Source organism: Chitinophagaceae bacterium C216 (genome assembly GCA_028485475.2).
Lineage (GTDB): Bacteria > Bacteroidota > Bacteroidia > Chitinophagales > Chitinophagaceae > Niabella > Niabella composti.
The window spans coordinates 3,163,317-3,184,738 of record CP144143.1 but is presented as its reverse complement, the minus strand read 5'-3'; the positions used below and the strand labels follow the sequence as shown (position 1 = coordinate 3,184,738).

The following is a 21,422-nucleotide window of genomic DNA, read 5'->3' as shown; positions in this document are numbered from 1 at the left end:
TGATGTGAGGTGTATAGCAAGTGATGGGAAAATGTAAAATTATAATACAAGCTAAAAGCGCTCAATAATGAAGGGTAAAGTGTATCCATGGGTAGTAGTTGCCTTATTGTGGGTAGTCGGATTATTAAATTATCTCGACAGGCAGATGCTGTCTACCATGCGCCCTGCAATGGAAGTTGATATTGTTGAGTTACAAAGCGCAGAAAATTTCGGCGTTCTAATGTCTATATTTTTATGGTTATACGGATTTATGAGTCCCGCATGCGGTGTTATCGCAGATAAGATTAGTAGAAAGGGTTTAATAGTGGTAAGTTTATTTATTTGGTCGGCCGTTACACTTCTAATGGGCTATGCAAGCACCTTTGAGCAGCTGAAATGGTTGCGAGCTATTATGGGAATTAGTGAAGCTGTTTATATTCCTGCCGCACTATCATTGATAGCCGATTATCATACTTCTAAAACACGTTCCCTTGCTGTAGGTATTCATATGACTGGTTTGTATGTAGGGCAGGCACTGGGCGGTTTTGGCGCTACTCTTGCAAAGGAATACTCATGGCAAAATACTTTTTTCGGTTTTGGGTTAGCAGGGGTTGTTTATGCAGCAGTATTATTTTTTCTACTTAAGGAAAAGAGAGGGGATAATAGTAATGATACAATAGCGGTAACATCTAAGTCTGGATTGTTTTCCGGTATAAGCTGGTTGTTGACTAATATAGCATTTTGGGTGATACTACTATATTTTGCGATTCCCAGCCTACCTGGATGGGCTACTAAAAATTGGCTGCCTACGTTATTTTCCGATACACTAAATATTGAGATGTCGAAAGCAGGTCCTATAGCTACCATAACAATTGCAGCATCATCGTTTCTGGGGGTCATTTTTGGAGGCCTTTTATCCGACAGGTGGGTGCAGCGAAATATAAGAGGACGAATTTATACCAGCGCTATTGGAATATTTCTAACCATTCCTTCGATAATATTATTAGGATTTGGAAATACGATTGCAATACTAGTATTAGCTGCTATATTATTTGGTATTGGTTTTGGAATGTTCGATGCCAATAATATGCCTATTCTTTGCCAGTTTGTTCCTGCTCGATATCGTGCTACAGCATATGGATTAATGAATATGGTAGGGGTATTCTTTGGCGCTTTTATTACAAGTTTTTTAGGTCGTTCAACCGATGCAGGCAGTTTGGGAAGAGACTTTGCGCTTATGTCTGTAGTTGTGTTAGTTGTATTGATATTACAGTTGATTGTATTGCGTCCCAAAAATCAGGAGATGGTTTAAGTTGTTCGATTGGGGGAAAGGTAAAAAACTTTGAGTAAAGATTTCAATGTTGTATATTTGTAGAACATAACTACATTATTGCTTGTTGTATGTAACGATTGATTGCTAGATTTTAAAAATCATCTTTTCAAAAGGTTAAATCAAAGGGATATGTTGTCTTTGAACAAATATCGATCTGTTTGCTTGCTTCTAATACTATCCGTGTTTTTTTCATTCTGCTCTAGGAAGCTGGATGTGTATTATAATCCTAAAAATACGCTCGATAAAAATATTATAGAAGTACTAGAAGCCGATGGTCGTTTTGCAAAATTTGTAAGCATTGTTGATAAGCTTGGTTTACGTAAAACGCTTGGTAGCTCTGCGATGTACACTTGTTTGGCCCCCCGGGACGAGTATGTGGAGCAGTACTTTTCTAAGCTAGGATATACTTCTTTGGAAAGTGTTCCTGAGACCTTACTGCGTCAATACGTCAATTATCATTTTATAAATGGTATGTACTATGAGTATGATATTAATAAGATTTACGATAGAGCAAGCAGCGACTTAAATAAAACTCGTGCAACGGTCTTTAGTTCCAGAACAGAAGGGAAAACTCCCGGTAAGAGGCTGCGCTTATTCAGTACATCTTTTTTAACAAGGCAGTTGGATGATTATGTATCTTTATACAATCAACAACCGCAGGATTATACATTATGGGTAGATAATGTGCCGATATCAGAGGCTGATATTGATGCAAGCAATGGTGTAATACACGTATTGGGACAGCCGCTTGATATAGCCTTGCGTACAGATGAAGCGCTGGCTAGTGATCCGGAAACGAGTATTTTTAGTTCGTGGTTGGAAAAACATGTACAATATGTGTTAGGTGAGAAGGATGAGTTTGGTTGGGTGGATACCACACTGTATAAAAGTTATAGTATAGGAAGAAACCTGGCTGATGAATCAGTGCTCTCAACCATCTTTGTTCCTACAAATGACGCTATTCTCAATTATTTTCAACCTTATTTACCGTATCTTGATAATACAATTGATTCAGTTCCTCAGCTAGTGATAACTGCCTTGCTTAGAGCTTGTATTTTTCCTAACATTTCCTATAAAAGCAATTTTGACGACGTTTCAGCAGAGTGGAAGGCGCTTTCAGGTGGTAACATATCTATGATTATGCATTTGCCTTCTATAGTAACAGGCTCTATCAGAGCAAGTAATAGTATTATTTATAAATCGAATCAATTAATTCTTTCGCCACATTTACATAGTGCCGTAGGTGGGGTATATCTGTTTCAGAAAAAATATAGTCAGTGGAACTGGATGTTTTCAAACGCAGGCATGGCATCAGGGCTTTTCGATGGGTTGAATTATCAGCATAGTCCTATTACCATTCTGATTCAGTCCGACGATGTTTGGGGTACTCCTTTAGCAGAAGATATGAATGATGCTACGCGTGCATACAGAATCAATCAATGCAAAAGCGGAATTTTAAATGTTGATGTGCGCGCTGAAGGTGGATTTCGCAAAAAGTTTTATCCCACAAACTTCGGATATGTTTTATATGACAACGGACGCTTCTATGATTATACTGGTAATTCAGTTCAACTTATAACATCAGCAGCTACATGGGAAGGAGTAAATGGAGCCATATATGAAGTTGATGGTTTTCTTACTCCGCTTGACAGGCAAAATGATACACTATCCGTATATAATAAGATTGCTGAACATCCTGATTTATCATTATTCAAAACTGCTATTGACAGGGTAGGTATGGCAGCACAGTTAAAGTTGACAGGCTTCTTTACATACAGTGTTTTTGCGCCTGTGAATTCAGTCATTACCGAAGCTGGCATTAATGTAAATACCATGCCTGTCGAAGAACTACGATATTTTTTACAGACCTACATTATTCCGAATAGATACATCTTTAGTGATGGTGATTTTAATGGGCAAATTACTAATAGTAATGGTAATAGATTAACGATAAGCGGGAGTTGGGAAACTTTTTCGGTATCGAATGAATTAGGGACTACAATTCAGCCTGTAGTAGCAAATCTACAGGCGAGTAATGGTGTGCTACATAAAATTAATAGCTTATTTTAAAACGATTGGGTTAATATGAATTATGGCTATTTGAAAGCAACATTCTTTGCTTGCGTGCTTATGTTGGTGTTTATTAGACTAGATGCTCAGGAAGCGGCTAGCATTAAGGGCGTTGTATATGAAAAGGCTTCTAAAAAACCGTTGACCGGAGTTTCTGTTATGCTTGTAAACAGAAATGATCTTGCTATTGCGGGAACTATGTCTCAGGCTGATGGCTCTTTTGAGATAGTATTAGCGGAACAGGCTTATAAAATAGTATTTACTAATATAGGTTATACTACTCAAGAGTTTGTTATCAATAATAAGAGATATTTTGAAGTGGCCATGGTAGAGGACGCCGGTACGATAGAAGATGTTACTGTAGTGTCTACCATAAAGAAAAAAGCCGACCTCGGTTTTTTGTCTATTGATCGTCGTGAGTTGTCTAGTGCTGTAGCTTCCGTTGATCTGGAAAATACCGATAAAATGCCTGTAACTAATGTTGATCAACTTTTGCAAGGTATGGCACCAGGGATACAGGTGGTTGCCGCCAGTGGCGATCCGGGTGCTGCTGCCAGCATTAGAATAAGAGGTATTTCCAGCATATCCGGTATGAATGATCCTTTGTGGATTATTGACGGGGCCGAGGTTATCGGTAATGATTACAAAGTGTCCAGTATCACAGATTTTGGTTTTAGCCCTATCGGAGATTTGGATCCGTCAGATATTGCTTCTATTGATATTTTGAAGGATGCATCAGCTACGGCTCTTTACGGTTCTCGAGGGGCGAACGGTGTGATTGTAATTCAGACTAAAAGAGGAAAACGAGGAAAAGCTCAACTGCAGATTAACTCAAAATTTACATTGACTGAAGTGCCCCGCACCATCCCAATGCTATCGGGAGATGAACAACGTATTTATTATATTGAGAAAACATCCGGAGGTATTGATGATGGAACATCTTATCCACAATTAAGAGGTGATCTAACTCGTTCGGATGCATGGATGTATAATAATAATACCGATTGGATGGATGTTATTACACGGAAGGGTATCTATCAGCAATACAATACTGCATTAACAGGTGGTGGGGATCGTCTCAATTACTACTGGGGGTTGGGATATGCCAATCAGTATGGTACTACAAAAGGAACCGGATATGATCGTTTTAATACACGCTTTAATCTCAATTACAGAGTATCGGATAAATTAAGAGTTCAGGCCGATTTAAATTATACCAATTCTTTAACTGATAAAAGAGGGCAGAATCATCCTATTCAAAGTGAAGGACAAGAATTAAATCCTTTGCTGATAGCACGACAGACTCCTGCGTATTACCCCGTATACTCCAAAAATGGACTAAACTATTTTGTTGATAGAACAGAGACCATATCTGCTCTTAGCAGATATAATCCTTTAGCCCTAATCGACTATTCTACCTATCTTACTAAGGCTAACCGCTTTATGGCGAATACAGCCATAGAGTATAAAATTCTGAGTAATCTGGAGTTTAGAACTCAGGTTTCTACTGACTTCAGGGAATCTGCGGATGAATATTTTTTACCGGGATATGCTACCAATGCAATACCGGGAGAGAATGTTTATAATGCCGGAGTACAAACCGAAGGGTATCAATTGATGATTAATAACAATAATCGCCTCACCTGGAATGCACTACGCTTGACGGATCATCGATTGACTTTTACAGGAGTAGTTACCTATAATATCAACAGAAATAACTCCACCAAAATTGAGTATTATAATGGAGGGTCACCGGAATTAAGATCCGCCGATGCCTCTGCGATTATCTCTAATGCTACTGGAACCTATGGTGCAAGTAAGTATTTGGGGATGTTTATTCAGGGACACTACGCATTAAAAGATCAGTATTATCTGACTATTACCGGAAAAAGTGAAGGCGATTCTCGTTATGGGGACGATAATCCTTACTCTGTATTTCCGGCTATTGGTGCTGCATGGGAGATCAATAAGGCTAGGTTTATGCAAAATGTGGAATGGATTAATTTCCTTAAACCTCGATTTGCTTACGGTGTTACCGGGAATTTACCTTCACTGGATAACTTATATGATATTGCTTATGGTACCGGCACAGGATATTTAGGAGAAACCTATACGTATCCATCAAAGTTTGCAAGTGATAATCTTAGAGAAGAAAGGACAACAGAATATAATGCAGGTTTGGACTGGGGAATGTTTAATGATAGAGTAACAGGACAATTAGATTTTTATTCGCGCACAACAAGAAATCTTTTGTTGGAAGAACGATTGTCTTCTACTCTGGGATATTCTTCTCAATATATCAACTTTGGGACCGTACGTAATAGTGGCTGGGAGTTGGGCATAACGGCTATTATACTGAAAGGCGGAGGGAATAAGTTACGCTGGAAATCCTTTTTTAACATTGCTACAAATAGAAACAAGCTACTAGAATTACCTCCATTGTTTAATGAACAGGCGTTTCAAGTGAGCGCTTATGGATTTACATCCAAACTGCAAGAAGGAGATGTAATTGGAGGATTCTATGGATATAGAGCACTAGGCGTATACGCAAGAGACGAGGATGCAATACTTAGAGATGATGAGGGAAATATTATTTATGAAGCAGATGGTATTACTCCTAAATACATGAGATACGGATCAGCAACTGGCCGGCAGTTTGCGGGTGGAGATATGATTTATGAAGATGTTAATAAAGATGGTGTGATTAATGAGCTAGATCGTGTACAAATAGGTGATGCAAATCCATTATTCTATGGGGGATGGAATAATACATTCAATTATAAAAATTGGGTACTCACCGTTAATTTTCAATATCAGTCAGGCAATCATATTATCAATGCTACGCGCATACAAATGGAACAGATGCGCTACTCTCATAATCAGTCAAGATCGATTATGGCACGTTGGAGAAGACAAGGGGATGTAACTGATATTCCTCGAGCTCAGCCTGATAATAGTTGGAACGCCGTAGCCTCTACCCGGTGGGTGGAAGATGGATCCTATCTACGTTTAAAGACTGTATCTCTAACTTATAATGCTAGTAAACAGTTTCTTCAAAAGTTAGGTCTTGGAATAAAGCAATTATCATTTTTTGTAACTGGTTATAATCTGTATACATGGACGAAGTATCTGGGGCTGGATCCCGAAGTGCCTATTACCGGAAGTGTAGCGCTATTTGGTATAGACAGAAGTACTACAGCTCCTTCACGTCAGTATACAGTAGGATTAAATATTCATTTATAAATGTGCTCCGAAGATGAAATCAAGATTCACATATATAATCGTAGTTCAGATATTCTTTTTATTGATATCCTGTAATAAACTGTTAGAGGTGGATAAACCCGATAATCTGATACATGATGAGTTTTGGCAAAATCGAGATCAGGTGCACACGTCCTTAATGGGATTGTATACATCTCTGCATAACAGTCTTAATTCATTTCATGTTTGGGGTGATATAAGGTCTAGCTTTTACGAACCTGGTCCTGGTAATGCCTTTACCTCAAGCTATGGACAGTTTATGTCGCATGATATTTATACGACAAACGGTCTGCTTTCATGGTCGAATGTATACCGCTCAGTAGGGTGGATTAATACGTTTATCAAAAATGCTCCTCTAGCTCTTTCTAAGGATCCTACTTTTAAAGAAGCGGAATTAAATCAAATGTTGGGTGAGGCGCATGCGCTTCGTGCGTTAAACTATTTTTATTTAGTGCGTGCTTTCAGGGAAGTTCCGCTCATTAAGGAACCTTATGAATCGGATACTCAACAAATGAATACTGCAGCTTCATCCGAAGAGGAGGTGCTAAATTTTATTGAAGAAGATTTGGATTATGCATTAAAAAATGCGCCAGAAACATTTGATAATGTGCTTTACAAATATGGACGTATTACTAAGAATGCCGTTCGGGCTTTGTGGGCCGATGTAAAACTGTGGCGTAATCAGTATCAACAAGTGTTGGATTTGTGTGAACCTTTGGATATGCAGTATGCTTCTGGCTTGGTGAGCTCTTTAGATTGGTATTCCATTTTTACTCCAGGTAATTCGTCCGAAACTATCTTTGAGTTACAATACACTCAAACCGGGTTATCTTCTCCTGTCTATAACTGGTTTGCGCATTTTTCAACTGGTTCTTCTGATGGAGCTAGATATTTAGCGAATTCTCGTAATGCAAGGTTAGCGTTTGAGGAAACACTGTATCCATCTACATTACCGGAGTATGAGAGTTCAGATACCATTCGATACAAGGAGTATTCCACATTTAGAAAAAGTGATGTCTCTAACGGATATGGGGGAGGTTGGGAAGTGTACAAGTTTTTGGGTCAGCAGGCATACGAACTATCTTATAAACCCTCTAATAACCGTCGTCTTACAGGTTATATTTTTTATAGATATCGCGAAATATTATTTATGAAAGCAGAGGCGCTAGCAATGCTGAGTCGGTATGAAGAAGCTGAAGATATGATTAATCAGGTGCGCCAGCATTGTGATGTACCACTGTTAACAACAGGCGAGGCTGGCGAAGGAATGGAGTTCTTCGAGCGATTGTTATTTGAGCGTGAAGCAGAACTGTGCTTTGAAGGTAAAGAATGGTTTGCCTTAGTAAGGATGGCCAGGAGAGAGGGTATGCAGGAATTATTATTAGAAAAGATGGCAACAAATAATTCTATGGGTTATTCCTATCAAGTTATTCGTGCGAGATTGCTAAATCCAGAAAGCTGGTTCTTGCCCTATCATAGAACTGAAATTGAAAATAACCCTTTGTTACATCAAAAAGAATTTTATAAAAATAAATAAGATTAGTATGAATCGTCTGCCATTAATACTGCTCCTACTTTTAATATTAGGATTTTGCTCTTGTAAACGAGAGTTGTCTGGTGCACGCTATGACAGTACAGACGAGCTGCAAATTATGGATTATATAGAGGGGAGAGAAGACTTAAGCATATTTAGAGAGCTAATTGATTATACTAAGCAGCGTAATTTATTAAAAACAGCTGGCTCCTATACTTTGTTTGTCCCCAATAATGAGGCTTTTGAGAAATTGTTTCAGACGTTGGCTCAGGAGGGGGAAACCATTAACTCTATTTATGATAAGGAGCCTGAATACTGGTTGAGTTATCTACGATATCATTTATTAATGCAGAAGGTTAATTCTAATGAATTGGAATTTGGGCCTTTGCCCGCCCCTACTATGTTTAACAATAAATATTTGATTGCTGATATCAGTGAATCTTATGTTTCGATCAGATTAAATAGTGCGGCTAAAATAATTGAAAGTAATATTGAACTTGCTAACGGATATGTAAACGTGCTGGATTATGTTCTCATGCCTCCCACCAAAAACATTTATGAAACACTACAAAGCTCCGGGCGCTATAACATAATGTTGTCCATATTTGAAGAAATGGGATATTTAAGTTATTTGAAGGATAGTACTATTACATTGTTGGTCGAAACCGATGAAGCTCTATTGAAATCTGGTTTTTCTAAGGATGCTATTGAGAATCTAGAGGAGTGGACACAGTATCATATTATAGCAGACTCTGGTTATTTTTTGAATAACATGGCGGGGAAGCGTTACTACTCACTATATACGAAAGAAGCTACAAGTTTTGATGTAAACTTATACGGCCAATATTTTGCCAATAAAAATTTTCCATTTAGTTCAAATACAGCTTTGGGAATTAATCGGGTGTGCAACAATGGGATCTTGCATACGTTGGATACTATGTTGCAAATTGTAGAGGCTCCATTAGCTACTATACGCTTCAATCTTTATCCGCCTGGAAGTCCCTATGGTGCACAAAATGTATTCACCAACGCTCCAGCAACAATTACCCTTAATACAGGAACTCAGAGTTACCATCAGAACAAGGAAAATAAGATTGTTGCATTCAATGCCATACAAGTAGGAGATTATTTCTGGATGACAATACCAGATGTACCTGCAGGCAAATATAGAATCAGAATGATTCACAGATCGGGTGGTACGCGTGGCAAGTACATTGTTATATACAATAATGAAATCGTACACGAAGGAGTAAATATGGCCGCCCAAGATGGTACGTTCGAAGAATGGAGTTATCTGGTGTATAATAATTGCGGTGAAATAAATATTGATGAGCGATCCGATGTTACTTTATATTTTGCTTTTGCTGATTTTGGTAGCAATAAGAATCCAAGTTACTGTTGCGATTTATTAATGGATATTGTTGAGTTGATTCCAATAACTGATTAATTAAACCATTACAATGAAATTTAAGTTTACATATTGGAGCATAAAACATATTGGAGTAATGTGTCTTGCGCTAGCTGTCTCGAATGCGAGTGGACAGCTATCGCAGGACAGTGTAACACTTTCAGGTATTGATAAGTTAGGTATCATCCGGTCTACAGACACAGTACCTTTGTTAAGACAAAGTAGCGGGCTATCTTTTGCCAATCTATTACCCGGAGCTTCAGGTATTCATGTGACAGAGTCAGGAGTAATTGCTTCTGCACCACTATTAATGATGCGGGGTATTAATAGTATTAATCTTCAGTCTGCCCCTCTAATATTTGTAGATGGGTTACCTGTTAGATATAATCGTTCACAACGTCCTTTCCTTTCTACATATGAGCCTACAAGATTTGGTTTTTTAAATACTAATGATATTCAGGATATCGCTGTTATAAATAACCCAGAGCAGCTTGCTTTATTAGGAGGAAGAGGGGCGAACGGAGCTTTATATCTGGTGACAGAAAGGGGAGAGCTGGGAGGAACAAAGATCGACTTTACCGCTAGGGCTGGATATATGCGCAACAACTATAAGATTGAGCGTATGAATGCTCAAGAATTTAAATCTTATTTATGGGATTACATGTTAGAAAACGGGGCCACAGAGGCTCAGCTTACTGCAAATCCCATATTTGACCCTAGCATAGCTATGTATAATCAGAATACTGATTGGGTGAGAATGATTGAGCAACCAGCACGGTATAATGATTTTCATTTGAAGCTTAAGGGAGGTTTCGGCGAGGCTAATTATATGTTCAGTATAGGACATACCCTCAAGGGAGAGACGTTATTAGAATCAGATTTTAATCGCACTACTATGCGCTTTAATCTGGATTATAGGGTGTCGCAGCGTTTTGATATTACCAACAATTTGAGTTATGCTAATACAGGGTCGTCTTATCATGAACAAGGCTATAATTGGTCGATACATCCTTGGTATGCGGCAGCTACTAAAGCACCATTTATGGCACAATATGCATATAATAATGAAGGGTTGCGTACAAACCTCCTCGAAGATGTTGACATATTAGGGAAAAGTAATCCTTGGGCTTTGGTGAAAAATATGCGAAATAAAAATGAAGAAAATCGAGTAGATGGATCCATATCAGGGAAATATTTATTAACAAAGAATACCTTTTTAAATACAGGTCTTTCAGTAAGTTACTATAATATAAGTGAGAATCAATATCGTCCTGCCTTGGGTATTGTAGCAGACAAACACCGCATCAGGCAGAATGCTAATCGTAAGTCTAGTGAATTTACTTTAATATGGAACAGTTATCTACGTAAGTATGGTCAGATTGCTGATAATGTCAAATATGACGCGCAATTCGGAGCATGGATCGAACGGTACGAAGATAAATCGCTTTATGCAAGAAAGATTAATGCAGGTACGGATGATTATGAAACATTGGCGCAAGGTACAGTAGATAGTGCATCCAATTCTAAATTTATAACCAACCTTACGAGGTTCTATGCCGCTAGTAATTTTGATTTCTTCAACAGAGTTTCTTTATCTGCAAATATTGGGACAGATGGTTCTTCTAATTTCGGACGTAAGGGAAGATGGACGCTATATGGTGGTGCGGATTTGAAAGTAGATGTTTTGGATCGAAAAAGTGATCAACAATTAACAATACGCGCAGGCTGGGGACGAAGTGGTAACAGTGATGTGAGAGGATATTATCATTATGATTTGTATTATGCTGTTCGTTATTTTGGTTATGGGGGTGTATATCTTGGAAATATTGCCAATGAAGATATTATGCCCGAAATTACCACATCTTATAATGTAGGATTAAATATTGCGCTTTGGAAAAATCGATTCCACTTAGGGGTAGATTATTACAAGAAGAATACAAATAGTTTAATTACCTCTAAGAATTATCCTATTGAGTTAGGATTGGATCCACAGTTTGAAAATAATGGCAAAATTTCTTCTCAGGGATGGGAGTTTGACCTGTCTGCATTGGTAGTACAAAATAAACATTTTCAATGGCAGTTAACGGCTAATCTGGCAACATTAAAAAATGATGTACTTTCTTTAAGTAATGGAGATGCTATCCGTACTATAGATAATACCACTGGTATCGCAAGAGCCGGGGAGCGGATCGGCTCTTTCTACGGATACAAAGTGTTAGGTGTATTTCGAAGCATTGATGATGTAGATCTCAAAAAGTCTGACGGTACAAACTATCTACCTGGGGATTATATTATTGAAGACCTCAACAATGACGGTAAAATAAATGAGCAAGATAGACAGATAATAGGTAATCCATTGCCTAAGTATTTTGGAGGAGTTTTAAATGCATTTAAGTACAATAGATGGGGACTGGATATACTCTGGACCTATGCAATGGGTCATGATATTTATAATCGGTTTAAACAGCAAATGCATGTGATGAATGATTACTCAAATCAGTCTCCTGACGTCTCCCGCAGATGGCGCTCGGAGATGGAGCCTGGTAGTGGTTTGAGTAGAGCTGTTTACGGTGATCCCTCCAATAATGGTGCAATGTCTGATTTGTGGGTAGAAGACGGTAGTTATATGCGCTTGAAGAATGTTACACTTAATTACGATGTGCCCTTCAAGAGTCGTAAAACTATAAAGGGATTACAAGTGTATATAACAGGAGAAAATCTCGTTACTATCACATCTTATAGCGGAGCCGACCCTGAGGTGATTTCTTCAACCGATGTATTACTACGAGGAATTGATTTTGGAGGTACTCCTTTACCCAAGGCTGTAATATTAGGACTTAAATTATCTCTTTAATGAAAAACAATAAATATGAGTTTTATTATAAATAAAATGAGGCCTCAATGCGTAATCATATTGCTGCTTTTATTGATTTTAGGAGGGTGTTCGAGATTGTATGATGTGGATCCATATTCCATGATAAAGAATAAAGATTTTAATAGAAATCGAGACGACCTGAACGCAAGTGCAATGGGTATGTATGCTCCGCTTACACAGGAAGTCCATAAATTTTTGTTATGGGGTGATGCTAGAGCGGATATGGTTACAACAGGTCAAGCAGAGCCCGATCCATATATTAATGAGTTTGTAATTAATAATATCAGCGAGCAGAATCCTTATACCAATTATGCAGGTATTTATAAAACTATTGCACGTTGTAACCGCCAGATGGAGAAGGTTTATGATGTAGCTCGTCTAGATGATAAAATACTTGATAGGGATGCAGGTGCTTTTTATGCGGAAGCATTGCTGTTACGCTCTTATGCGTATTATCTATTATTGAGAAACTTTAAGACATTCCCTATTATACTTTCGGATTATGCGGAGGGAATTACTTATGTAAATGAGGCTGGTGACACTTTGCGTAGGAACCTGCGTAATATGGATTCTGATGAGATTAGAAAAAGTTTTTATTATCCTAAAAATAGAGATGAAGTGTGGCGCATGATTTATGATGATGTATTAACAGTTTTAGGTATGCTGCCTATCAATTATCAATGGAATAATTACTCCCTTCCGGCTCAAGAGCGATACGGGAGAGTGTCACAAGTGATGGCGGCTACTTTTGCTGCGGAACTGGCATTGTGGTTGGGAGAATATCAGGCTGCATCAGCCTTTGCTAACTCCCCAGTAAGAAACAATAATCACACATTAGGTTCTTCCGGTACATGGATTAACCAGTTTACGGGTTCGTATGCTTCGTTACATTCTATGTTTTTATTAGGTTATAGATATGATAATAGTTTTGAGACAAACCGTCTTCAGGAATTTACGAGCCCTTTTGCGTCATACGGTGGTAAATATTACCTGAAACCCAATATGCCTATTATGGATACTATTTTTTCTAAAGAAGGAAACGATATACGTACCAGCTTTAGTGTAAAGAATGTAGAGGGATATGATGTAATATGGAAATTTATAGGAACGAATAATGTGGCATCAATGCGGGAACCATACAGAAGTGATGCGAGTTGGAATTTTTATAGAAGTGCGGATGCGTATCTATATAAGGCTATTGCAGATCTCATGCTAAATGATTATGCTACGGCATTCAATTTTGTAAATATGCTACGCACTGCTAGAGGCTTGCCAGAGCTAAATATTGCTGAAACTGATTATACTAATAAGGAATATATGCTAGAACTGCTTTTTAAAGAAAGGGCTAGAGAATTTGCTTTTGAAGGAAGAAGGTGGTATGATTTAATGCTATGGTCAAAACTTTCGGAGAAGAACCAACTGGCTGCAGTTGTTCCACTAAAATATGAAGATGAGAATATGCAGGAGCAGGTAAGGGTAAAGCTTCTAAATGAAGATAACTGGTATATTCCTATTAATCCCACACTGTGGGAATAACATTTCAAATTTGAAATAAGTTCTATTTTAAAAATATTTCCGATGAATAAGCTTTTAATGTTTACTTCATGTGTTGTTGTGTTGCTAGTATTTACTACGTCCAGCTGCTATAAGGAACAACATTTTAAATTCCCAGGACCTTTTGAGGATACCGCATCGAAGGGGGGGATTGATTCTTTGCCCTTCCCGTTTGACGACAATAGGCAGGCCGGCGTTTGGTTAATGAAAGACGGTGCACCGTATTATGATAAGATATTATTTAAAGGATTTACAGACTATCGTCCCATGCATGATACTGTATCTTGGGTGCAGGAAAGTAATGCTATGCGATTAATTCCTCATCGGAACTATTACCCTTTAACCGACGCTGATCATCTGGGTGGAGATCCTAATAGTTTTAGATACAACTGGGTGTCTTCTAAATATTTTGTTCCAATTGGGGCAGGGAAGAGCTTCTACATGTATGTTAAATTCTCAGTGGGGACATTTAGCGGTACTGCAGCTGGATTGCTATTGGGAAGAAGTTGGGAAACAGGCGGTGATTTCTTGTTTGGCTTTGATGGCAATAGCAACGTCGCACCTACATTTTTTGTTGATCTTTATGGTAAAACAGGTATATCCGTCAATCCTGCTAACGGATGGCCTACAGTGAATGAAGTGATTGTTCCTGGCCTCCCTGCCGAATGGGAGGTGGTGATACATGATAATGTATTTTACACTAAGGTGAATGGAGTTCTGTGTTTTTATTTCAAAGTGCCAAGCGAAGCGCTTTACTATTTTACACCAGCCATTAGGCCATGGAGAAACTTTGTTGCTGTTCATGATTTCTATATAGAAAGTTCAGACATGTATACTGTTGAGTACGTGATGCATGAGTACGAGCAAGGGTATACACGTATTCAGCATCCTGCTTTAGCGAAAGCCCCGAACAATGATCTGTTATTGTTTGCAGAGGGGCGGAGTAATCCTGCATCTGCATACGAACGGGTAGCTCAACACACATTACCAGTAGGTAATACCGATATCATTATGAAACGCTCAGAAGATGGGGGGGATACATGGAGCGAGCAGATTAGTGTAGTTGTAGGAGATGGAACAGACAAAACTTATGGATTCCCTCAGGTAATTACAACCAATTCGGGCAAGATGATTTTGCATTATAGCGAACTATCGCCTTCTTTAAGCAATAATACTTACACTTATCCTCCTTCGGACCAGAAAAGAATGCAGATAGTCTCTACAGATAATGGTAGAACATGGTCGCAACCGGTAGATATTACTTCTAGTTTGCAGGATGAGGCCAGCGGTTATTTGAAAAGTACGTCAGGACATGGTATTGAATTAAAGTCTGCTGATTATCGTGATCGTCTGGTAATGCCAATAGTGTATGGTGATCGTATTGTTCGTGTTGCATTATCCGATGATGAGGGTAATACTTGGTATCAGAGCGATAAAGTAACAGGAGCGAACAATATTAATTCAGCTGCTGTTGTGGAGTTGTCTACAGGACAGCTGATGCTTATTTTATCGCATACGAATACCTCACCTCAAAGCAGATATATATCGTATAGTAATGATGGAGGACAAACCTGGTCTGCCGTAGTACCTGCCTCTACAGTGGGCATTAATACTGCAACTTACGGACATATGTATGACGGTGTTTTGGCCAAACATGATAATCAGATTTACTATGTTAGCCCCGTGGATAGAGAAAAAGATGCCCAAGTGTATAATGGTCCTACCTACGGAGTTTCGCCTACTCTGTTTGTAAGCAGTAATGACGGAAGTACTTTTCAGCGTATGGGGCCTTTATTTACCAAAATCGCATACAGAGATTATTTTGCTCCTGTAGGTAAAATGGATGCTGTTGTGAACAGTAACGGGAAACTGATTATAGTTACTGAAGGGGGGGTAGATTCTCCGCAGGAGGGGATTGTTATTTACCGGCAATAGTGTACTTTATGCTCCGGTCTAAATATATAACGGGATTATTAACGCTATACGGTCTCACAGCCTGCATGCTATGGCGTAGCGGTCTTCAAAATAAAAATGAGTATATAGCTCCGGCGTTAAACATTCAGATACAAGAAAATGTTAGTGGGGCAGCGATACACACAATACGTCTGTTTGATTACGAAGCAGATCATTATAACAGTTATCGCATCCCCTGCCTTATAAAGGCTACTAATGGTACACTCATTGCAATTGCCGAGGGGCGCAAGCATTCAGTGCATGATTACGGAGATATCGATGTAGTATATAAGTTATCGAAAGATAATGGCAATACATGGTCGGAGTTAAAAGTTATAGTTTCGGAAGGTGAAGGAACTTGGGGAAATCCTACTGCAGTAACAGATGAAGTGACAGGTCGTATTTGGCTGTTTCTTTCATGGAATGACGAGCATCATAGTCAGCGTGGGGGAAGCTATTTGGGCAAAACTTATCTTCCCATAAAAGAATGGGGGCAGCGGAGAGTTTTTGTTACCTATAGCGATGATCATGGAGAGAATTGGGCTGTTCCGATAGATATGACTGCTTCGCTATTACCTGAAAAATACAGTTGGGATGCGATGGGACCCGGTATCGGTATTCAGGTGAAGAAGGGAGATATAGCTGGTAGGTTAATTATTCCAGCTGGAGGACGTAATATTTATAGTGATGATCACGGTTTGACTTGGAAGTATCAGTTGTTACCCCGAGGAACATTTGAAGGCACTGTAGTAGAACTTTCTGATGGTTTGTTGATGAGAAATGATCGCCCATTAGGAACTGAGTGGAATAAAAGTCATACACGTTTTATTGCGAGGGGAACTATAGAATCTGGATTTACTGATTTTACGGGAGATCCTAATTTGCCAGATCCTCGTTGTCAGGGTTCAATCTTGAGATATTCTTTTGTCCCCAATATTATACTTTTTTTAAATTCTTCAAACAGTGGTATAGATAAAGTAGGAAATCGATGTATGATGACTGTGCGATTAAGTGAAGATGATGGTACGACATGGAAATATTCAAAGTTATTATACCCGACTTTAGATAGAAGTCTTTTGTGCACTGATTCAGTTGTTTATGGTGGGTATTCATCGTTGATGAATTTAACAGATGGAAAGGTCGGTGCTCTTACTGAAGTGTATTATTATCCCAATAAAAAGATTGCTCATCGAAGATTTGCTATAGATTTCCATAAGTTTGATATCGATTGGATAAAACAGAAATAATAATGATAATATCTGCCTTATTTAAAGAAAGGTTCAATCATTCTGATTGCTTCATTCTTTGGGGTATAGTAAGGAGGTTCTCTGTGATCATCTACTGTATGTTTCATGCTGGATTGCTATCTGCACAAGATGATTTTTTTGAGAGGAAATATAATGTATTGTTTATAGTTGCTGATGATATGCGTCCTACTTTAGGATGCTATGGTGATGAGAGAGCCATAACGCCTTATATAGATAATTTGGCGAGAAGAAGCATTGTATTTAAAAATGCTTATTGTCAGCAGGCAGTATGTAATCCTTCTCGTGCATCTGTTTTGACAGGATTAAGGCCTGATGAAAATGGTGTTACAGACTTGGTGACTCATTTTCGCCAGAAAATACCTGATGTGGTAACACTACCCCAGGCTTTCAAAAATGCAGGTTATACATCAATAGGAATTGGTAAAGTTTTTCATGGATCAAAACGTACTCTGGATTCAGTGTCATGGTCCGTTCCCTCCTTGGTGCAAAGTTTTACCAAGCAGGATGAATATTATCTTCCTGAAAATCGCAAGGGAAATGCTAAGGCGGCATCGTATGAATTTGTGGCAGAGCAAGATGATGATTATCCCGATGGCAAGATCGCTAATGCGGCTATTACTGCTTTGCAGCAATTCAGGGAATCCGGTGAGTCATTTTTTATGGCGGTAGGATTTAATAAGCCGCATCTTCCTTTCTGTGCACCTAGAAAATATTGGAATATGTATGAAGGCTCCGATTTTTCTAAGATGTCGCATAAATTTAAACCTTTAGGTGCTCCCGACATTGCATTTCATCAATGGCAGGAACTTCGAGGCTATTCCGATATTCCTAAAGATGGTGCTATTCCTTCTCAAAAGGAACAAGAATTATGGAGAGGATATTATGCTTGTGTTAGTTATGTAGATACTCAGATAGGCAGAGTTTTAAGTGAACTAGAACGATTAGACATGAGTGAAAACACCATTATTGTATTTTGGGGGGATCATGGGTATCACTTAGGTGAACAGGGTTTATGGTGTAAATCCACCAACTATGAGTTAGATACACGTATACCTCTTCTTATATCAGTTCCCGATATAACCGACAAGGGAAGTCATACTTCTGCAATTGTGGAGGCATTGGACATATATCCTACTCTGTTAGAATTATGTGGTTTAAAATCCCATCATAGACTAAGTGGAAAAAGTCTGACTCCTCTATTGGAGAATCCAAATTGTAGATGGGAGGGAGTCGCGTTTAGCCAGTTTTGTAGACCCTATGAAGCAATAACTAAACAACATCCCACACATATGGGATATACGGTACGCATTCCAGGTTGGCGCTATGTAGCATGGTATGATTTGAATACTGGGTCGGTAGTAAATACAGAGTTATATAATTTAAAGAAGGGGAATATTGAATTGCATAATCTTTCCGGGGATAAAAGGTATAAGAAAGTTGAGCAAAAACTCCATTCATTGATTGACGCATACTACAGTAAAAGATAATCTATATTATGATTAGAAAATTGATAAATCGAATTAATATTTATGTTCTGTTGATGGTACTGAGTTTTTTCTATTCAAAAACTGTATCTGCATCAGCTACTTTGGAAGTGGTTTCGGATAGTGTTGTAGTATTTGCACCTGAGGATGGTAAATATGCATCAATGCGAATCCCCGCGATTGTAGTAACGCAGAAAGGTAGCCTACTCGCCTTTGGTGTGGGAAGAATCAATAGTGGTAGTGATTGGGCTGACATGGATTTATTATTGCGAAGAAGTGAGGATGGAGGAAAAACTTGGGGCCCCATTCAGGTGGTTGCACCACGTGCCGGAGGAAAGCCTACAGATAATCCGGTTCCTATTGTAGGTAAAGACGGAATAATTCACTTATTATATCAGCGGGATTATGCGTATGCTTACTACATTAGATCGGAGGATGACGGTCTTACATGGTCTGTACCGATGAATATAACCGCTACATTTTTATCATTTAAAAAAGAATATAACTGGAAGGTACTAGCACCAGGCCCCGGACATGGTATTCAGCTAAAGAATGGAAGATTGCTAGTGCCGGTATGGCTTGCGGATTCGGATAAACTATTGCCTCATCGTAGTCATCGTCCTTCTCGTATTGCTACAATTTATAGTGATGATAATGGTAAGACTTGGAAGGCAGGGGCTTTAATTCCCGATGTGCCGGGTTTTAAAAATCCTAGCGAGACGATGGCTGTAGAGCTTGCTGATGGTACAGTGATGTTAAGTATCAGAAATGAATCTGATAAAAGGAGACGTGGAGTTGCTTTTAGTAAGACTGGTATTGCCGGATGGTCTCACCCTGAATATGTAGAAGATCTTTTTGAGCCTATTTGTATGGGGGCTATACTAAAAGCACATTACAGGGGGAAGGATATCCTGTTATTCTCGAATCCGGACAGTAAACATATCGAAAAACACCCTCGACAAAATCTTACTATCAAGGTAAGTTATGATATGGGGAAGACTTGGCCGGTCCAAAAAGTGTTACAGGAAGGTTCGGCAGGCTATTCCGATATCGTGGTAAAGGACAATATCCTTTATTGTCTCTTTGAAACAAAAGCTGGTAAAGGCTTGGCGCTGGTATTAAAAAAGATTTCGTTAGAGGAACTGTTGAAATAGATGCTTCGCTATTTCAACCGTCTGATTTTTATATTTCGAAACGAGGCTTCATCACCGTGATGTTGTAGAAGGATATACCCCCATTCCGATTCTCCGTATTGAATAGGGCTGTTTTCGTACTCACGAAATTTTGTTGCAGCAACCTTCTTTCTGAAATCTTCACTGCCTCTGGTGTAGGATACAATTTTTTTGCCATTTAGCCAGTGTTCAACATTCTGACCTTTAACGATTATTTTAATACGATTCCAGTCCTGACACTTCCAGTTTTTATCTTTCGGATTAGGTGCATATAGTAGGTATGCAGCACCCGTACTACTTGTTGGATTTTTATTGTCGGTAACCCAATTGTGTTTACAGTCATCAATTAATTGATATTCCGGACCATTGAGAATTGTATTGCCTTTTTCATTTTTGAGAGGGGCTACTATATATTTAATACCGCTATTTGCTGAATCAGTAAGTTTTACTTCCAATTCCAGTTCAAAATTGGAAAACATTTCTCTTGTTATAATGTCTTTCCTTTTTGCTTTGGCAATACTTTTTAGAAGTTTGTCGCTTATAGTCCAGCTTTCGGTGGGGAAACTATCACCATCAATACTTCTCCATCTAATATTCGGATTATTGCCATTGAAAAGAACTTCCCAACCGTTTTTGTCTATCGGAGATGTATAATTTTTGCCGATAATGTATTCTTTTTGAACAGATGGATATCCTTGTAGTTGTAACATCCCATTAGCAAAACGTCTTCCAAGTTCAGCAGCAGATGGGCTATCGAAGTGTGTGCCGTCACCTCCGTGCCATAAGCCTTCTGATGATACTAGAATGGTGTTTTTTACTTTTGAAGAAAGCTCGGGCAAAACATTATTGATGTATTCATAATTGCTTTTGTAGTGTGCCAGTTGGCCAACTACAATCGGTAATTTCGGGTCACCGCATTCTTTTCTCAATCGTTGTATCAGGGCGGTTAAGCGATCTATATAAACGGATGCATTTTTTTCTTTGCTGTCGGCCTCCCCTTGGTGCCACAAGATTCCTTTAATGGGACCGTATTTCATAGCTTCCTTTATTCTAGCAAGCGCATCGTCATAAGGATGGGTTTTGGTGGCTTCATCATAGGCCCCTGGTTCCCACCTGCTAATTGCAGTACCCCCAACTGCGCAGGGAACCAATCCAATAGTTACATCTTTGTTAGCTTCAGCCATTGCAATACCAAAGCTCAAGCCGGGGCCTACACCTGCAACTTTGGGCTTATCGAAGTGTAGCGGATGTTTTGATATTTCCCATTTATTTTCTTTAGAGAGCATGAAGACTCTTTCATGTTGAATTTTTTCGTATTGGGGTGTGATTTTTCCCCTTCCGGCCATATTAGATTGACCGAGTAATATATATATGTGAAAATTTTTGTCGAATTTCTGTGCAACAAGAAATAGGGGAAATAGCAGTGCTATCGCTGTGCTTAATAAGATGCTTGTTTTAATAGGTATGATAGTGCAATGAATTTGCATTGTAATGACGTTTTATGTTATGCTATAGGAATTAAGATCCTGGT

The 21,422-nt window shown here is 38.7% G+C and carries 12 protein-coding genes; 11 read left to right on the top strand and 1 reads right to left on the bottom strand.

The features are described 5' to 3' along the window. The first annotated feature begins 67 nt into the window (after positions 1 to 67). The 11 genes from PIECOFPK_RS13620 (at position 68) to PIECOFPK_RS13570 (ending at position 19,873) form a co-directional block, all read left to right on the top strand. Positions 68 to 1,291: an MFS transporter gene (locus PIECOFPK_RS13620; protein ID WP_330973722.1), complete on the top strand. Its 1,224-nt coding sequence runs from the start codon at positions 68 to 70 to the stop codon at positions 1,289 to 1,291. A 150-nt stretch (positions 1,292 to 1,441) separates the two neighbouring features. Beyond that, complete coding sequence (locus PIECOFPK_RS13615; protein WP_409966150.1) at positions 1,442 to 3,382, top strand: fasciclin domain-containing protein; 1,941 nt, start codon at positions 1,442 to 1,444, stop codon at positions 3,380 to 3,382. A gap of 15 nt (positions 3,383 to 3,397) precedes the next feature. Further along, positions 3,398 to 6,625, top strand: coding sequence for a SusC/RagA family TonB-linked outer membrane protein (locus tag PIECOFPK_RS13610; protein WP_409966149.1), 3,228 nt, complete (start codon positions 3,398 to 3,400; stop codon positions 6,623 to 6,625). A 13-nt stretch (positions 6,626 to 6,638) separates the two neighbouring features. Beyond that, on the top strand, positions 6,639 to 8,180 hold the full coding sequence (locus tag PIECOFPK_RS13605; protein ID WP_409966148.1) for a RagB/SusD family nutrient uptake outer membrane protein: 1,542 nt from the start codon (positions 6,639 to 6,641) through the stop codon (positions 8,178 to 8,180). Between the two features lie 7 nt (positions 8,181 to 8,187). Further along, positions 8,188 to 9,624 (top strand): fasciclin domain-containing protein, encoded by a 1,437-nt coding sequence (locus tag PIECOFPK_RS13600; RefSeq protein ID WP_409966147.1) that lies wholly within the window; start codon positions 8,188 to 8,190, stop codon positions 9,622 to 9,624. A 13-nt stretch (positions 9,625 to 9,637) separates the two neighbouring features. Next, positions 9,638 to 12,439 (top strand): SusC/RagA family TonB-linked outer membrane protein, encoded by a 2,802-nt coding sequence (locus PIECOFPK_RS13595; protein ID WP_409966146.1) that lies wholly within the window; start codon positions 9,638 to 9,640, stop codon positions 12,437 to 12,439. A gap of 15 nt (positions 12,440 to 12,454) precedes the next feature. Continuing rightward, a complete protein-coding gene (locus tag PIECOFPK_RS13590; RefSeq protein ID WP_409966145.1) occupies positions 12,455 to 13,996 on the top strand; it encodes a RagB/SusD family nutrient uptake outer membrane protein in 1,542 nt (513 codons plus the stop codon). A gap of 42 nt (positions 13,997 to 14,038) precedes the next feature. Continuing rightward, on the top strand, positions 14,039 to 15,949 hold the full coding sequence (locus PIECOFPK_RS13585; RefSeq protein ID WP_409966144.1) for an exo-alpha-sialidase: 1,911 nt from the start codon (positions 14,039 to 14,041) through the stop codon (positions 15,947 to 15,949). Between the two features lie 8 nt (positions 15,950 to 15,957). Then, on the top strand, positions 15,958 to 17,214 hold the full coding sequence (locus PIECOFPK_RS13580; RefSeq protein WP_409966143.1) for a sialidase family protein: 1,257 nt from the start codon (positions 15,958 to 15,960) through the stop codon (positions 17,212 to 17,214). 98 nt (positions 17,215 to 17,312) lie between these two features. Beyond that, complete coding sequence (locus PIECOFPK_RS13575; RefSeq protein ID WP_409966142.1) at positions 17,313 to 18,722, top strand: sulfatase; 1,410 nt, start codon at positions 17,313 to 17,315, stop codon at positions 18,720 to 18,722. 53 nt (positions 18,723 to 18,775) lie between these two features. After that, entirely contained in the window at positions 18,776 to 19,873 is a 1,098-nt protein-coding gene (locus PIECOFPK_RS13570; protein ID WP_409966141.1) for a sialidase family protein, read from the top strand. An 8-nt stretch (positions 19,874 to 19,881) separates the two neighbouring features. Here PIECOFPK_RS13570 and PIECOFPK_RS13565 read toward each other — a convergent pair whose 3' ends face one another. After that, complete coding sequence (locus tag PIECOFPK_RS13565) at positions 19,882 to 21,378, bottom strand: sialate O-acetylesterase (RefSeq protein ID WP_409966140.1); 1,497 nt, start codon at positions 21,376 to 21,378, stop codon at positions 19,882 to 19,884. Positions 21,379 to 21,422 lie beyond the last annotated feature (44 nt).